The organism is Pseudomonas sp. 2848, from assembly GCF_003253945.1.
Taxonomy (GTDB): domain Bacteria; phylum Pseudomonadota; class Gammaproteobacteria; order Pseudomonadales; family Pseudomonadaceae; genus Aquipseudomonas.
This window is the reverse complement of record NZ_QKZD01000009.1, coordinates 204946-220709: the sequence shown is the minus strand read 5'-3', so window position 1 is coordinate 220709 and position 15764 is coordinate 204946. Positions and strand designations below refer to the sequence as shown.

General features: G+C 67.6%; 10 protein-coding genes. 3 read left to right on the top strand and 7 right to left on the bottom strand.

Features of this window, described 5'->3' with window-relative positions; all coding sequences use genetic code 11:
* Positions 1-14: 14 nt before the first annotated feature.
* Together DFS21_RS19145 and DFS21_RS19140 are read left to right on the top strand one after the other, a co-directional pair.
* Positions 15-1559, top strand: a complete 1545-nt coding sequence (locus tag DFS21_RS19145) for an MFS transporter (protein WP_111532861.1) — start codon at positions 15-17, stop codon at positions 1557-1559.
* On the top strand, positions 1546-2886 hold the full coding sequence (locus tag DFS21_RS19140; RefSeq protein WP_178082042.1) for an LLM class flavin-dependent oxidoreductase: 1341 nt from the start codon (positions 1546-1548) through the stop codon (positions 2884-2886). Before DFS21_RS19145 ends, DFS21_RS19140 begins: the two co-directional genes overlap by 14 nt.
* Before the next feature lie 100 nt (positions 2887-2986).
* Here DFS21_RS19140 and DFS21_RS19135 read toward each other — a convergent pair whose 3' ends face one another.
* The 7 genes from DFS21_RS19135 to DFS21_RS19105 form a co-directional block, all read right to left on the bottom strand.
* Positions 2987-3901, bottom strand: a complete 915-nt coding sequence (locus DFS21_RS19135; protein ID WP_225933185.1) for a fatty acid desaturase — start codon at positions 3899-3901, stop codon at positions 2987-2989.
* Between the two features lie 88 nt (positions 3902-3989).
* Positions 3990-5057 carry a GNAT family N-acetyltransferase gene (locus DFS21_RS19130; protein WP_110703381.1) on the bottom strand — a complete coding sequence of 356 codons (1068 nt, stop codon included), beginning with the start codon at positions 5055-5057 and terminating at the stop codon, positions 3990-3992.
* A gap of 438 nt (positions 5058-5495) precedes the next feature.
* Positions 5496-6791, bottom strand: coding sequence for a histidine decarboxylase (locus DFS21_RS19125; RefSeq protein ID WP_111532860.1), 1296 nt, complete (start codon positions 6789-6791; stop codon positions 5496-5498).
* An 81-nt stretch (positions 6792-6872) separates the two neighbouring features.
* Positions 6873-7622: a 2,3-dihydro-2,3-dihydroxybenzoate dehydrogenase gene (gene dhbA / locus DFS21_RS19120; protein WP_110703388.1), complete on the bottom strand. Its 750-nt coding sequence runs from the start codon at positions 7620-7622 to the stop codon at positions 6873-6875.
* Complete coding sequence (locus DFS21_RS19115; protein ID WP_023632374.1) at positions 7622-8488, bottom strand: isochorismatase; 867 nt, start codon at positions 8486-8488, stop codon at positions 7622-7624. The genes dhbA and DFS21_RS19115 overlap by 1 nt, the downstream gene beginning before the upstream one ends.
* A gap of 17 nt (positions 8489-8505) precedes the next feature.
* Entirely contained in the window at positions 8506-10107 is a 1602-nt protein-coding gene (locus tag DFS21_RS19110; RefSeq protein WP_111532859.1) for a (2,3-dihydroxybenzoyl)adenylate synthase, read from the bottom strand.
* 26 nt (positions 10108-10133) lie between these two features.
* Positions 10134-11306 (bottom strand): isochorismate synthase MenF, encoded by a 1173-nt coding sequence (locus DFS21_RS19105; protein ID WP_111532858.1) that lies wholly within the window; start codon positions 11304-11306, stop codon positions 10134-10136.
* Positions 11307-11434: 128 nt separating this feature from the next.
* Between DFS21_RS19105 and DFS21_RS19100 the strand changes: the two genes are divergently transcribed.
* Positions 11435-15727, top strand: coding sequence for an amino acid adenylation domain-containing protein (locus DFS21_RS19100; protein WP_256591434.1), 4293 nt, complete (start codon positions 11435-11437; stop codon positions 15725-15727).
* The last annotated feature ends 37 nt before the right edge of the window (positions 15728-15764 follow it).

Sequence of the window (15764 nt, the reverse complement as noted above, 5' to 3'; positions counted from 1 at the left end):
GAACAGGAGTTTCCATGGGCGTTTTTGCGCAACAGCAACGCAAATGGTGGGCTTTGCTCGGTGTGAGCATCGCCAGTTTTCTCGGCTGCGTCGACTTCACCATCGTCAACACCGCGCTGCCGGCGTTGCAGGCCGACCTCGGCGCCTCGGTGGGCAGCCTGCAATGGGTGATCAACGGCTTCATCCTGGCGTTGTCCAGCAGCATGGTGCTGGTGGGCAGGCTGGCCGACCTGAAAGGCCGCCGGCGGGTGCTCAACCTGGGGCTCACGGTCTTCGGGCTGGCCTCGCTGGCGGCAGGGCTGGCCACCACCATCGATACGCTGGTGGCCGCGCGGATCGCCCAGGGCCTGGCCTGCGCGGTGTTGTACACCGCGTCGGGGGCGATCGTCGCGGCCACCTTCGCCAGCGAGGAACAAGGCAAGGCATTCGGCGTGCTGTTTGGCGTCAATGGCATCGGCCTCGCGGCGGGGCCGGTGTTGGGCGGGCTGATTACCAGCGCCTTCGGCTGGCAGTGGATCTTTCTGGTCAACGTGCCGTTCGTGTTGCTCAGCCTGGCGATCATCGCCGTGGCGGCGGACGAGTCGCGGGCCGGCGAGGACGGCGCGCGGCTCGACTGGCTGGGGGCGGCGTTGCTGCTGCTGGGTTTGCCGAGCCTGGTGCTGGCCATCGTCCAGGGCGCCGACTGGGGCTGGACCTCGGCCAATACCCTGGGCCTGCTGGGGGTGGCGCTGCTTGCCCTGCTGGCCTTCGTCGCGGTCGAGTTGCGGGTCGAGGCGCCGATCATCGACTTGCGCCTGTTCGCCAACCGCCGCTTCGTCGCGGCGGTCACCGCCAGCTTCGGCCTGGCAGTGTTCTATTGCGTGGCATTTTTCGTGATGCCGTTGTACCTGGCGTTGGTCCGTGGTGAGAGCGTGCAGGCCAGCGGCCTGCTGTTGCTGCCGACCACCCTCGGCGTGGCGTTGCTGTCGCCGTGGGTGGGGCGCCTGGTGGACCGCAAGGGCCCGGCATTGCTGGTGCAGGTGGGGCTGTTGCTGTTCGTGCTGTCCGCCGTGCTGCAGGCGGCATTCGGTGAGCAGACTTCGTTGCTGCACCTGCTCGGCGCCTTCGCGGTGATGGGGCTGGGCTGGGCGTGCATCCTCGGGCCTTCGACGGTGCTGGGGATCTCTTCGGTACCGCAGCAGGTGAGCTCGGTGGCCATGGGTTCGCTGATGACCCTGCACAATGTCGGCGGTGGGCTCGGCCTGGCGGTCGGGGTGGGGCTGTACCGGGCGGTGGCGGCCGATACCTTGTCCGGCGCCACGGGCGTACCTGCGCAGACCGCTTGGCTGGCCAGGGCGGCGGCGGCGCCGGAGCAGGGCGCGGCCCTGCTGGGCGAGCACCTGGGGCAGGGCGGCGACGTCCTGCAGGGCTGGGTGCATGCCGCGTTTCTCGACGGCTACCAGGCGTTGATGGTGTTCCTCGCCGTCAGTCTGTTGCTGGTCTGGGGCGCGGTGACCCTGCTGCTGCGCACGACAAAAGCGCCGGTGCCTGCCCAGGAGCCCAGCCATGGCAAGGCGTGACGGCCGCCTGCGACTGGGGGCTTTTCTCTCCGGCGCCGGCGCCCACGCCGGCAGTTGGCGACACCCGCAGGCCGACGCCGATGCCTCGATCAACTTCGAGCGCTATCGACAGTACGCCCAGACCCTCGAGCGCGGCTGTTTCGACGCGCTGTTCCTCAACGATAACGTCGCCGTCGGCGAGCTGGATCCACGGGTGCTGCGCAGCAGCGCCTACAGCCTGCGCTGGGACCCGCTGACCCTGCTGCCGGCACTGGCGGTGGTGACCCGCCACCTTGGCTTGATCGCCACTGCCAACACCAGCTTCAACGAACCGTACAACATTGCTCGCACCTTCGCGTCCCTCGATCACCTGTCCGCTGGTCGTGCCGGCTGGAACCTGGTCACCGGATTGATCGGCGGCGAGAACTTCAACCACGCGGCGCACGTGTCCCATGCCGATCGCTATGCCCGTGCTGGGGAATTCTTCGACGTGGTCACCGGGCTTTGGGACAGCTGGGCGGACGATGCCTTCCCGCTAGACAAGGCCTCCGGCACCTGGCTGGAGCCCGCGCGGATGCGGGTGCTCGACCACCAGGGCGAGCATTTTCGCGTGCGTGGCCCGTTGAATGCGCCACGGCCGTTGCAGGGTTGGCCGGTGATCGCCCAGGCCGGCTCCTCTGAAGCCGGAAGAGCGTTGGCGGCGCGCAGCGCCGAGCTGGTGTTCACCGCCCAGCAGACCTTGACCGAAGGCCGGGCATTCTATGCGGACATCCACCAGCGCCTGGCCCTGGCCGGTCGGCCGCCGCAATCATTGCTGGTGTTGCCGGGCCTGGCGCCCGTGGTGGGGCGCACGGCCAGCGAAGCGCAGGAGAAGCACGAGCAACTGCAGGCGCTGGTGGATCCGGAGGCGGCGCTCAAGGCACTGTCGTTCCTGCTGGATATCGGCATCGACCTGGAGCGGCTGCCACCCGATGCCCCGGTTGTGCTGCCGGCCCCGTTGCCAGTGACCGAACGGCACAAGAGCCGCCAGCAGCTGGTGGTGGACCTGATCCGCCGCGAACGGCCCACCGCCAGACAACTGCTGGCCAGGCTCGGCGCAGGCGGACACCGGTTGCTTGTGGGCACACCCAGGCAGATCGTCGAGGAGATGGCCTGTTGGTTCGAGGAAGGGGCGGCGGATGGCTTCAACCTGCTGTTTACCCATCTGCCGGGCGGGCTGGATGATTTTGTCGGGCAGGTGGTGCCAGAGTTGCAGCGGGTGGGCTTGTTCCGGCGCGAGTATGAGGGGCGTACGTTGCGGGAGAACCTGGGGTTGCGGTATGTGCCGAACCGGCATTTTTCCAACTGAGCATGGCACCTGTGGGAGCGGGCTTGCCCCGCGATAGCTTTAGCGCCATCGCGGGCAAGCCCGCTCCCACGCAGCCCCGTGCTACTTCAGAGGGGGCAGCTCAACCCCGCTGATCGAAGAAATGCCCCATCAGCTGCAACAACGGCCGGCGTCGGTTCTTCACCGCGAACTCCCATTCATGCGTCTGCGACGGCGCATGGCCGAGCTCATGCTCGCCCAGCAGCTTCTGCACCTTGGCCAGGCGGTACCAGGGCACCGAGGGGAAGGCATGGTGGACGATGTGCAGGTTGAAGTTGAGGATCACGAAGCGCGACCACAGCGGCAGGCTCTTGCAGTCGTGGGACACGCCGTCCTGCTCCCAGAACTGCAGGCGATCGGCATCGCGGGCGAGCAGCGGGGCCTCGGCGTGGTGCGGCAGGTTGAGCAGCTCGACCATGAAGAACAGGAACACCCAGGTGATCAGGTAGAACAGCACCAGGTCCAGCAGGTGCCCCAGGCTCCAGGCCAGCACCGCCGCCGCCAGGTAGCCGGCCAGGTACAGGCGGGCGAAGCGGATCTCCTTGAGGATCCGCGGCGAGCTGTCGCCCTTGGCCTTGGCGATGAAGGGCGCGCGCCAGTTGAGCAGGAAGTGGTTGGCGGCGATCATCGGGATCCAGTGCTTCCAGACGAACTCCAGGGTGCGCTCCTGCTTCTTGGTCATCACCGAGAAGCGCTCGATCATGCCGCGGTTCTCCGGATCATTCAGCGGGTGCGCGGTCCAGGTGTGGTGGGCCATGTGGAAGCGCCGGCGGACCAGGAACGGCAGGGCGATCAGCCAGCCGTTGCAGTGGCCGATGAAGTCGTTGAACCGGCGGTTGGCCGAGGCGGCGCCGTGGGTCGCCTCGTGCATGATCAGGTAGAGCTGCACGGTGGCCAGACCTGCCAGCGCCAGGCCCAGCAACTGCAGGGCAGTGGAGTCGGCGAGCCAGAGGTTCCAGGCCACCGCCAGCAGCAGCAGGTCGGCGACCCACAACATCACGGTCCAGGGTTCCCGGGCGCCGTCGGGGATCTGTTTTCTTACACTAAGCCATTGGTCCTTGGTCACTTGCTGAAACTCCGATCAGTTAGCTGGCGGCCCGGGAAGCCGGGGCCGCGGGAAGGCTGCAGAGGTTGTTGGCCAGGTGCGCGTAGGCCAGGTCGAAGCGGGCGATGTCATCATCGAAACCGTGGCTGCGCGGCGCCACGGCGAAGTCCTGGAACACCAGCTGGATGCAGTCGTAGCGGCTGCCGTTCTCCAGGTGCCAGGCCGGCAGGTAGGCGGTGATCGCAAAGCCCAGGCGGCGCAGGCTGGCCAGCAGCTCCAGCTTGTCGGCCAGGATCACCAGGCCGACGTACTCGGCCTGGGAATACTGACGCAGCAGCGCGCCCAGCTCGGTCAGCACGACATGGGTCGAGGCATAGTGGCCGCATTGGCCCGACAGCATTAGCGCGGCGGCCTGCGGGTCGTGGCTGTAGCTGAGCTGGCCATGGCGTTCGGCGCCGGTCGGGCCGCTGAGGTAGGTGTCCGGGTAGCTGCCGGTGGCAACGGCAAGCTGCAGGGCGGGGTAGAGCAGCCTGCGGATATAGTCGGCGGCGCGGGTGGTCACGTACCAGGGGGCGACGTGCGCAAAGCGGGCCTGGGGTACGGGGTGGATGGCGGTCAGGTGATACTCGCGCAGGCCATCGACCTTGTCCGGGCCACCGTCATGGCCCACCAGCACGGCGGGGCGGATCTTCTTCATGACGCCGTGGCTGGCGATGTTGCGGGTAATGTAGAAGCCCAGCTCCATGGGTGCTGGCCGGTGCGTCTCGAAACCGAGGCGGACCAGGCTGGAGATGGCGCCGGTCCTGCGCGCGTCAGGGTGAATCACACCGTGGCACACCTCCCACGACTGGTTCCACGGGCGGCGGGCGATGCAGCAGCAGCCGACCAGGTTACCCTCGGCCTCGGCGACGAACCACTGCTGTTGCCCGCTGCTCATCGAGTAGCGGATGTAGGACGCGCTCTGGCAGGGGTGGGTGGTCTGCCCATAGACCTGCTGGAACAGCGCGGCGAGGGCTTCGATATCGGCGGGGTTGGCTGGGCGATAGCGCAGTGTTTCGGTTTCCGGCAACGGCGCAACGGCCGTTTGCGGTGAACGGGTTGCAGTCATGACGCACCTATTGTCTTTATTGAAGGCGAACGAAGGCAGTGACCGCCCAGGGCAGGTCACGGGTACGTGTCGGTTTTGGCGCTGCGGTCAGTGGCGAGGATGTCGTCGGTTGACGGCGGGGCTGGCGGGGGCGAGCAAAAGGCGAGGCAGGGCGGGTTTGAACGGAGCGTCATCCGTGAGCGTGGCCATTACGCAACTCCTGTACATGGCGGGGTTCTTGTCCGAGGCAAACAGAAATCCTTCCCGTTGCCAGGAAACCGACTATAGAGCCATGCCATGGGCTGTCAAACGCGCACGGAGGGTCGCCTGCGCGGTGGCCTGTGTGGGGCGGGCAAGGGGCGGATCAGCCCGCCCCCGGTTTTTCGGCACGCCAGGTTCCAGGGTCATGTGTTGTAGGCACAGGCTTACATGCTTACGCCCGAAATGACGACTCGGCGTTCAGCTATCGCTGCCCTTGGGATGGGCGATGATGCGTTGCGGTTCAGGTTTCCCCAGGCCCGGTGCAGGCACGCGCAGTGGCTGGCCGGCAGTGCTGTAGACCTGGGTGCGAGTGGCCAGCCCGTCGACCAGGGCGCCTTGCAACGGTTGCCTGGCCGGCGGCTTGCCACGGGCCTTGAGATCGGCGATCACCTCGTCGACCAGGGCATCGATCTGCGTGCTGTCCCGGTGGTGGGCGGTGGTGATCAGGTGCGCGGTATCCCCCGAGGTGGCCAGGCAATGCCGCTTCCACACGCTGGCCGAGGGGCAGGGGAACACCACGGTGATCGAGTTAGGGTTGCGCCAGGCCTCGATGCCGGCTGCCCGCAGCCGGTCTACCGCATGCTGGGCCAGGTCCAGGCAGCGCTGGATGCGCTCACGCCAGTCGTCCATGGAGCGGCTGCGCAGGGCGGCCCACATCATCAGCGGCGTATGGCCGTTGCGCGAGCCGCTGATGGTCTGGTCGCGGGCGCTGATGTAGTCGACCTCCACCGAGATGCGCTCGACGTTGGCGCGCCGGGCCACGACGATGCCGCAGGGCATCGGCGAGCCGATCATCTTGTGCCCCGAGACGCAGATCGAGTCGATGCCGTCGGCGAACGAGTAAGGCTCGGGGGCGTCGACGAAGGGCAGGATCATGCCGCTGAGTGCCGCGTCGGCATGCAGGTAGTAGTCCTCCCGGCGGATGCCGGCCTGGGCCAGGCGTTGCTGGATGGTGGCGATGTTGTCAGTGGCGCCGCGCAAGGTGGTGCCGATGTTGGCGAAGATGAGCGGGTGGCGCTCGCCGTCGGCCGCGATCCGTGCGACCAGGTCGTCATAGTCCATCTCGCCATTGGCCTGGGACGCCACCACCTGGGCTTTGATGCGCAGCAGGCGGACGATCTTGGCCACCGAGTAGTGGGTGTCCTGGGAGTAGTAGAGCGTGGCGTCGGGGAATAGCTCGCGGGCCAGGTAGCAGCCGAACATGTTGCCTTCGGTGCCGCCATTGGTGACATAGCCCCAGCTGTCCTCGAAGGGGATGTGGAACAGTTCGGCGAAGAAGCGCATCACCTCGCGCTCGAAGTCGAAGGAGTTGAGCAGGTAGTTGCTGTACTCGTTCCAGTCGCCGCAGTTGTTGATGGAGAAGCGCATGAAACGGTGCAGCAGGCTGTAGTCGAAATCGGCGGATTCGGGGTAGCCGACATTGAAGTACTGGTGTGTGAGGCAGTAGCGCCAGAACCCCTCGAGACGTGCGTGGTCGGCAGGTGAGAATGTCATGTCCAGCTCCATGGAGCGCGCCCGGCCGACCTGGGCCGGGCGCGTTGCGGGTGAAAGTCCTTGTCGGTGGTCGTGTCGGGCTCAGGCGGCCAGGGTGGCGCCGCCGTCGACCACGATGTCCTGCAGGGTCACGTGGCCGGCCTGCTCGGACGCGAGGAACAGCACCACATGGGCGATGTCTTCGGGCGTGGCGATCTTGCCCAGGGGCACGCCGAGCTTGAACTGCTGTGGCAGGCCGTCGATCAACTGCCGTTCTGCCGCCGGATCGCCCAGCATGCCGGCCAGCATCGGCGTGCGTGTCGAGCCTGGCGAGACCACGTTGCAGCGCACGCCGTAGGGCGCAAGCTCCAGGCCCACGCAGTGGCTGAGGCTGACCAGCGCGGCCTTGGAGGCGCAGTAGGCGGCCATGTTCAGGCGCGGCACATGGGCGGCGTTGGAGGCGACGTTGACGATGGCGCCGCGGCGCTGGCGGCGGAACACCGGGGTCCATTGGCGCATCAGGTAGAACGGCGCGCTGGCGTTGACGTCGAGGCAACGCTGCCAGTCCTCGCAGGACACCTCGTCGCTGAGCCCGAGCCGCAGCACGCCGGCGACGTTGACCAGCACATCGAGATACTGCGCCTGTTCCTTGAGCCGGTCGCAGACCCGTTGCACGTCGGCCGGGTCGGTCAGGTCGACATGCAGCAGCGGGAACGGCACGTCGGCCTCCTCGCAATCCAGGCCGATGACCTCGGCGCCTTCCTCGACAAAGCGCTGCGCCACGCAGCGGCCGATGCCGCTGGCGGCGCCGGTGACCAGCACGCGCCGCCCAGTGAAGCGGGCCATGGCCATCAGGCAGCCCCCCGCGCTTGTACCAGCGACCACCAGCCGTCCAGGGTCGGCGCGTTGGCCAGCTCCTCGAAGCTGACGGCGATGCCGCGCTGCTTGAGCTCAGCGGCCAGTTTCATCACCTGCAGCGAGTCGAGGCCGTAGAAGATCAGGCTTTCCTGAGGGTCGAGCTCGCTGTCGTCCTCGATCATCTGGCGCACTCGACCGTGCAGCCAGTCACGGGTGGTCACGCCCGCCGGCTGGGTCAGCAGGGTGGCGGTGTCGGTGACATGGCCGCAGCGGGTGGCCACGTACTTCAGGGCCAGGCGGTGCTCTTCCTCGGAGAAATCAGCCACCGCGTCGCCCACCAGGAAGGCCTGGATATCGTTCATGAAGGCGTCGGCGGCGGTGATCATGCAGCCGATATGGGCGTACACGCCGCCGATCAGCAGTTGGTCACGCTGCCAGCCACGCATGCGTTCGAGCAGGTCGGAGCGCTGGAAAGCGCTGTAGCGCCACTTGGTCAGCACGGTATCGCCCGGCTGTGGCGAAAGCGCGTCGATGATCGGTTGCTGCTCGGGGCTCGCCGCCGGCAGGCCCGGGCCCCACATGGCGTTGAGCAGGGCGCGGTCTTCCGGCGGTTGTTCATGGGGCTGGGCGGTGTAGACCACCGGGATGCCCTGCGCGCGAGCCCACTGGATCAGCCGCGACAGGTTGTCCACCAGCGCGGTGAGCAGGGCACCGTCCGGCTGGTAGAAGCGCAGGAAGTAGCGCTGCATATCGTGGATCAGCAGCACGGCGCGGGCCGGGTCGGGTTGCCAGGTGGTCTTGTTGGCCGGGTAGCTGGCCGGTTGCGGCATGGGATAGTCGTGGATGGTTGGAATGGTCATGTCGGGTCCTTGGACGGTCAGGCGGTCGGGGCGACGGCGAGCAGCGCGCGCAGTTGCTTCTTGTCGATCTTGCCCACCGCGGTCAGCGGCATGGCGTCGATCAGCCGGATGCGGTCCGGGAGCTTGTATTCGGCGATGCCCAGGCCCATCAGGTGGCGGCGCAGGGCGATCGGCTTGAGTTGCGGGTTGCGCGAGACGATGAAGGCGCAGCTCTTTTCGCCGAGCAGTTCATCGGGCAGTGCCACCAGGGCGGCGTGGGTCACATCGGGGTGCATGACGATCAGGTTCTCGATCTCCTCCGAGGCGACCTTCTCGCCGCCGCGGTTAATCTGGTCCTTGACCCGCCCGACGACCCGCAGGTTGCCGTCGGCGCTGCGCTGGACGATGTCGCCGGAGTGGTAGAAACCGTCCTGGTCGAACACCTGGGCGTTGTGCTCGGGGCTTTTGTAGTAGCCGCAGAAGGTATAGGGGCCACGGGTGGCGAGCATGCCGGGCTCGCCGTCGGTGACCGGCTGGCCCTGTTCGTCGAGGATGCGCACCTCGTCCAGCTCGCTAATCGGCCGGCCCTGGGTGGTGAACACCTGCTCGTCGCTGTCGTCCAGGCGGGTGTAGTTGACCAGGCCCTCGGCCATGCCGAATACCTGCTGCAGCTTGCAGCCCAGCACCTCGGGAACCTGGCGCGCCAAGGCCTCGGCGAAACTGGCGCCACCGACCTGCAGCAGGCGCAGGCTACGCAGCTTGGCGGCGTGCCCGGGGGCGGCCTGCAGCCACAGGGCCACGGCGCTGGGCACCAGGGCGGCCATGGTCACGGCGTGGCGTTCGATCAGGGCGAAGCAGTGCAACGGCTCCGGGTTGGCCGCCATGACGACGCAGCCGCCGGCGTGCAGCACGCCCAGGCCACCGGGGGAACTGAGGGTGTAGTTGTGCGCCGCCGGCAGCGCACAGAGGAAGCGCGTGTCGCTGTCGAGGGCGCAGATCTGCGCGCTGGCCCGCACGCTGTAGGCGTAGTCGTTGTGGGTGCGCGGGATCAGTTTGGGGGTCCCGGTGCTGCCGCCGGACAGCTGGAACAACGCCACCTCGCCGGGCGGACTGGGTGCGTAGTGGGTGCCGCGCACATCGGCGCTGGCGCTCCAGTCGTCTAGGGCATCGAGCATCAGCGTCAACTTCGGGCGCAGGCCTTCCTTGGCCAAGTCGTCGAGGAACGCGTCGTTGCGGAATACCTCATGTTCTGCCGAGGCGATCAGCAGGGCCGGCTGGATCTGCCGGGCAAAGGCGCCCAGCTCGTGCTGGCGGTGGCTGTACAGCGCGTTGACCGGGGCGATGCCGGCCTTGAGCAGGGCGAACAGCACGATGTAGAACTCGGCGACGTTGGGCAACTGCACCAGCGCCGTGTCGCCCTGGCCCAGGCCATGGGCGGCCAGGCGCGAAGCCAGGTTGGAGGCACGGCGGTCCAGTTCGCCATAGCTGATGCGGCGCTCGCCGCAGAGGATCGCCGGAGCTTGCGGCTGCACGGCGGCGCGGGCGATCAGCAACTGGCTGAGCGGCTGGTCGTTCCAGTAGCCGGCGGCGCGATAGCGCTGCGCCCGGTCCGCGGGCCAGGGGGTGAATTCGATGGTCATGGGAGTCTCGGAAAGCGGGTTTGAGGTCAATGGTCCAGGCCACAGGCGCGCAGCATGGTGCCGAGCTTGGTCTGTACTTCGTTCCATTCGCTGTCGGGGCTGGAGGCCTCGACGATGCCGGCGCCGGCGAACAGGCGCACGCGCTGGCCGTTGAAGGTGCCGCAGCGGATGGTCACCACCCACTCGCCGTTGCCCTGGGCGTCGCACCAACCGACCATGCCGGTGAACAGGCCACGCTCGAAGGGCTCGACGAAGCGGATCAGCTGGCGGGCGCGCTCGGTGGGGTAACCGCAGACGGCGGGGGTCGGGTGCAGGCGGCAGGCCAGTTGCAGGGCGTCGATATCGGCCGAGGCCAGTTCACCCTCGATACGCGTGGACAGGTGCCACAGCGCCGCAGTGCTGATCAGCGAGGGTCGTTCGGGGACCTGCAGGCGGCTGCACAGCTCGCCGACGCGCTGGGCGATGTCCTCGGTGACCAGGCGGTGCTCGTAGTGGTCCTTCTCCGACGCCGCCAGCCATTGCGCGTTGGCGCGGTCGGCCTCTGGAGCGGTCATACGTCGCACGGAGCCGGCCAGAGGATTGCTGACGAAGGCGGTGCCTTGCTTGTGCACCAGCAGTTCCGGGCTCACCCCCAGCAGGGTGGAACCGTCGACCAGGGGCACGCGGAAGTGGTAGCCCTCGCGGTTCAGTGCCTTGAGGTTGGCCTGCACCTGGGCCGTGTCCACGGGCGCGGCAAAGTGCAGGTCGCGCTGCACCGAGAGCACGGCCTTGCGCACATCGCTGTGCTGGAAGTTGACGATGGCGTGGCGCACGGCGCGCTTGAAACCCTGTTCGTCGGGGATGTTGGCCTGGCTGAGCAGAGCAGGCAGCGAGCCGGGCTGTACAGGAGCCGCGGTGCGCGCCTGCCAGGTATAGGCTTCGGGAACGTACAGGCTGGAAGCCTGGGTGGTGTCGAAGGGAATCGCGCCGACGACGATGGGATTTTCCTGCCCGGCCTGGCGGGCGCGTTCGAAGGCCTGGTCGATACTGCGCCGCAGTGCGCCGCCGGCCAAATGGCTACCGTGAGCCGGGGTGTCGATGCGTTCGCGCAGGCCGCTGACGCTCAGCTCGCGCTCGCCGGATGTGAATGAAAAGCTCGAGTCCTCTTGGCTGAGCGGCACGGTGTCCCTGTCTTGCAAACGCAGGGTGCCTGTCTTCATGGGTTGCCTCCTTGGCGATGGGTGAGAAAGAAAGCCTTGAAATATAATCATTCTCGTTAGTAAATATGAGGACGCGAAACACATGGATTTGTCAACTACGCGGGTAAGCGATGAGAGAGTTAACTTCGATGCAGGCCGCCTGTTGGATCGGGCGGGATGCACATGCGGCACTGGGTGGCGTCAGCGCGCACCTGTACGCCGAGTTCGATGGCCGGGCCATCGATGTGGCGCGCCTTGCCGGCGCACTTGAGGGGCTGTACCGGGCGCATCCGATGCTGAGCCTGCGCATCGACGGGCAGGGGCGGCAGACCGTCGACGAGGCGCCACGTGCCCACCTGGAGTTGGAGGATTTCAGCGATCTGGATGGTCCAGCCGTGGAGCGGCGCCTGTTGGAGAAACGTCGCCAATGGGGCCACCAACGCCTGGACCTGGGTGCTGGCCAGGGTGCGCGCTTCGGCGTGAGCCTGCTGCCGGGCAATGCCTGCCGGTTGCATGTGGACACCGACATGATCGCGGTGGACCCGTCGAGCTTCCGGGTGCTGATGGAAGACCTGGCCCGGCTGTACGAGTCGCCTGAAAGCATTCTGCCGAGCACGCCGAGCTACTTCGACTGGCTGGACCAGGTGCGTGCCGATGCCGACCTGCGTGCCGCCCGCGGCCACGACCGCGCCTGGTGGCGAGCACGCCTGGCGCAGATCGCCCCGGCGCCCTCGTTGCCCTTGCTCCCTGCGGGGCCGGCACGCAGCGAGCGCTTTGCCGCTCGCCTTGAACCTGCGCAGTATCGTGCCTTGCAGCACGCGGCGCGGGCACAGCGGATCACCTCGTCGGCGTTGATGCTCGGGCTGTTCGCCACCGCCCTGGGTGAGCACACCGGCGATCGGCGCTTGCGCCTGAACGTCCCAGTGTTCTGGCGCGAACCGCTGCTGGAGCCTGTGCAGCGCATCGTTGGCGAGTTCGCCAACCTGGTGCTGGTGGATGTCGACTTCAGCGGAGTCGCCAACCTTGCCGCGCTGTGCCGGGACCTGCATCGGCAACTGGTGGAGCGTCTGGCACACAGCGCCTATCCGGGCGTGGACCTGATGCGCGACCTGTCGCGCCATCACGGTACGCCGCAACTGGCACCGGTGGTGTTCACCGCAGGGCTGGACTTGCCTGGCGGCGAGCTGTTCTCCGAGCGGGTGAGCCGGGTGTTCGGGCCGATGGGCTGGGTGATCTCCCAGGGCCCGCAGGTGGCCCTGGACGCGCAGGTGGCGCGGGCCGACGGCGGCCTGCTGATCAATTGGGACGTGCGCCTGGACGCATTGCCCGCTGACTGGGTCCAGGCACTGTTCGAACGCTTCATCGCCCTGGCTGTGGCGGTGGCTACCGACATGGGCGGGCTGCACCAGCCATTGGCGATCGCGGCGAGCCGGGATCGACCACTGAACGCTCTGCAACAGGCCTACCTACTGGGGCGTGGCGAGCACCTGCCGCTGGGCGGCGTGGCCATGCAGGAGTTTCGCGAGTATCGCGGGCGCCTGGACCTGGCGCTGCTGCGCAGCCGCCTCACGGACATGGTGCGCCGCCACGACAGCCTGCGCACCCGTATCGATGCCCAGGCATTGACCCAGTCGATAAGCGACCAGGTGCAGGTCAACCTGGAGGTGATCGACCTGCACGGGTTGACGGCCGAGCAGGCCCAGGCGCAGCTTGAGGTCCGTCGCGAGGACTATGCCCATGCGCTGTTCGACCTGGCCGGGCCGCCCTGGAATGTGACCGCCTTCCAGTTGCCACAAGGCGAGTTGGTGGTGTTCGTGCGCTTCGATGCGCTGATTCTCGATGGACGCTCCATCGCTACCTTGATGGTCGAGTTGTTCGACGGTCACTGCCAGCCGCTGACGGCCAGCGAGCCAACGACAGCTATCATCGACCAGAGCGAGGTGCGCAAGGCGGATGCCGAGTATTGGAAGGCAAAGCTGGCCGAGGTCGACGGCGCACCAAGGCTGCCGTGGCGCCAAGCCTTGGACAAGGTCGGCGTGGCCCGATACGCCCGCCAGCGTCAGATAGTCTCCGCCCAAGCGTTCAAGGCATTGAGCCGCGCCGGTGCGCGTGAGGGGCTGTTCAAGAACTCGACGATCATGGCCGTGGTGCTGGAAGTGCTCGGCCACTGGCTGGACGAAGGCAGTCTGTGCGTGGCGGTGCCGGTGGCGCCGCCCCAGGACGGCGCATTTGCCAACCGCTCCAGCTTCATCGCCGTCGATTGGCAGCGCGGCCTGCCCAGCCTGGCCGAGCGCGCCAAGCGCCTGCAGGCCGATGTGCTGGAGGGCTTGCAGCATCTGGCGTTCTCCGGCGTGGACCTGGCCCGCCTGCTGTACGACAGCAACGGCCCAGGCCCGGCGCTACCGGTGGTGCTGACCAACGGCCTGTCCTGGCCAGTGGGCGCGGTCGATGGCCCGATGACCCTCAGCGCGGGCCTGACCCAGACGCCGCAGGTGGCCATGGACATCCGATTCTGCAACACCGCCGAGGGCGGGCTGGCGTTCGAGATCGACTATGCCCGTGAAGCGGTCGATGGTCGCTGGGTCGGGCAGTTGCTCGCAGCCTTGAACCAGGCGGTGGCGCATTTGGCCGGGCAGGCTGCATTCGAAGTCCACGCACGGCAGTTCATCGACCTTGGCCACTACCGCCTGAACAGCAGCGAGGCGCAGGCCGAGCCGGTCGATTTCCTTGGGCGCATCGCCCACAACCTGTTCGGCCCGGACAATGGACGCATCGCCTTGCTGCATGGCGAACGGCGCATCAGCTATGCCGAACTGGGGGAGGGTGTGAAGCGCATTGCCGGGGCATTCCAGGCCCGCGGGCTGCGCCCCGGCCAGGTGGTCGCCATTTGCCTGCCACGCGGTCCTGAGCACACCATGACGACCCTGGCCTGCGCCCTGAGCGGGCTGGTCTGGGTACCGATCGACGCGGCGGCGCCCGAGGAGCGCCTGCGCTATCTGCTGGACAACTGCCAGCCGGCGCTGGTGGTCGACGCCGTCGCGCCACTGCTGGCCAGCCCTCCGGCAGCCCTGGACCTGACGGGGCTGGCGGCCTTGTCGGCGAGCACCGCGCCGGCCTACTACCTGTACACCTCCGGCACCACCGGCAAGCCCAAGTGCGTGGTGCTGAACAACCGCGCCACCGCCAATGTCATCGGCAGCACATTGGCGCAGTGGCAGGTCAGCCGCGACGATGTGTTCATCTCGGTGACCCCGCTGCACCACGACATGTCGCTGTTCGACGTATTCGGCAGCCTGTGCGCCGGGGCGGCGCTGGTGCTGCCCGAGCCCGGCGAGGAAAAGGATGCGCTGCGCTGGAACCAGTTGGTCAGGCAGCACGGTGTGAGCCTTTGGTGCTCGGTGCCGGCCATCCTCGAAATGCTCCTGGCCTGCCGTCAGGGTGATGGTCTGCGCAGCCTGCGCCTGCTGGCCCAGGGCGGCGACTACATCAAGCCGGCGGTGATCGCCGAACTACGCGAGCTACTGCCCGAGGCGCGGCTGGTGTCCCTGGGGGGCCCGACCGAGACCACCATCTGGAGCATCTGGCACGAAATCGGTGAACAGGACCGCGCCAGGGTGCCCTATGGCCGGCCACTGCCAGGCAACCGCTACTGGCTGCTGGACGAGCACGGCGCGCATTGCCCGCAGGGTGTCGCCGGGCGTATCCACACCAGTGGGGTGGGCTTGGCCTTGGGCTACCTGGAGGACGGCAAACTGGTGCAGAACGACTTCGTCAATGTGCTCGACGAGCACGGCGCGCCAGTGCGTGCCTTCCGTACCGGTGACCGGGGCCGCTACCGCGAGGACGGGGTGCTGCTGTTCGACAGCCGGGTCAATGGCTATGTGAAGGTGCGTGGCGTGCGCGTGTCGCTACCGGACATCGAGATCGAGCTGATCCGCTATCCGGCGGTGCAGCAGGTGCTGGTGGTGGACTATGGCGACACGCAACAGGGCGAGGCCTGCATCGGCGCGCTGTATGTAAGGCGCAACGGTGCGCCGCCCGGCGCCCTGGCGTTGCGCGAGCATGCCCGGGCCCTGCTGCCGCAGTCCCACGTGCCCACACGGTTCGTCGAGGTCGACGCCTTGCCGTTGACCGCCAACGGCAAGCCGGACCGCAGGCTCGCCCGCGCCTTGCTTGAAGGTGACACCGAGCAGGCGCCGATACCGGCGGCTGTGCCCAGCGACCCGCAGCGTCATGCCCAGGTGCTGGCGATCTACCAGCAGGTGCTCGGTGCCACCCAGCCGGCCAGGGATTTCCTGGCCATGGGCCTGCGGCCGCAGCACCTCAAACCGCTGGCGGCGCGCCTGGGCGAAGCCTTCGCGGTGCGCCTGTCGCCCGCGCAGTTGCTGCCGTGCCGCACGGTGGAAGAGGTCGAGCGCCTGCTCGTCAGCGCCCCCATGTGAAACCACCGGCCTGAATCAATCGCCCTGGGCCTGGCCC

Coding starts and splice junctions, on each gene's coding strand:
- DFS21_RS19145 (WP_111532861.1), top strand. CDS start 15: ATGGGCGTTTTTGCGCAACAGCAACGCAAATGGTGGGCTTTGCTCGGT.
- DFS21_RS19140 (WP_178082042.1), top strand. CDS start 1,546: ATGGCAAGGCGTGACGGCCGCCTGCGACTGGGGGCTTTTCTCTCCGGC.
- DFS21_RS19135 (WP_225933185.1), bottom strand. CDS start 3,901: ATGTTGTGGGTCGCCGACCTGCTGCTGCTGGCGGTGGCCTGGAACCTC.
- DFS21_RS19130 (WP_110703381.1), bottom strand. CDS start 5,057: ATGACTGCAACCCGTTCACCGCAAACGGCCGTTGCGCCGTTGCCGGAA.
- DFS21_RS19125 (WP_111532860.1), bottom strand. CDS start 6,791: ATGACATTCTCACCTGCCGACCACGCACGTCTCGAGGGGTTCTGGCGC.
- dhbA (WP_110703388.1), bottom strand. CDS start 7,622: ATGGCCATGGCCCGCTTCACTGGGCGGCGCGTGCTGGTCACCGGCGCC.
- DFS21_RS19115 (WP_023632374.1), bottom strand. CDS start 8,488: ATGACCATTCCAACCATCCACGACTATCCCATGCCGCAACCGGCCAGC.
- DFS21_RS19110 (WP_111532859.1), bottom strand. CDS start 10,107: ATGACCATCGAATTCACCCCCTGGCCCGCGGACCGGGCGCAGCGCTAT.
- DFS21_RS19105 (WP_111532858.1), bottom strand. CDS start 11,306: ATGAAGACAGGCACCCTGCGTTTGCAAGACAGGGACACCGTGCCGCTC.
- DFS21_RS19100 (WP_256591434.1), top strand. CDS start 11,435: ATGCAGGCCGCCTGTTGGATCGGGCGGGATGCACATGCGGCACTGGGT.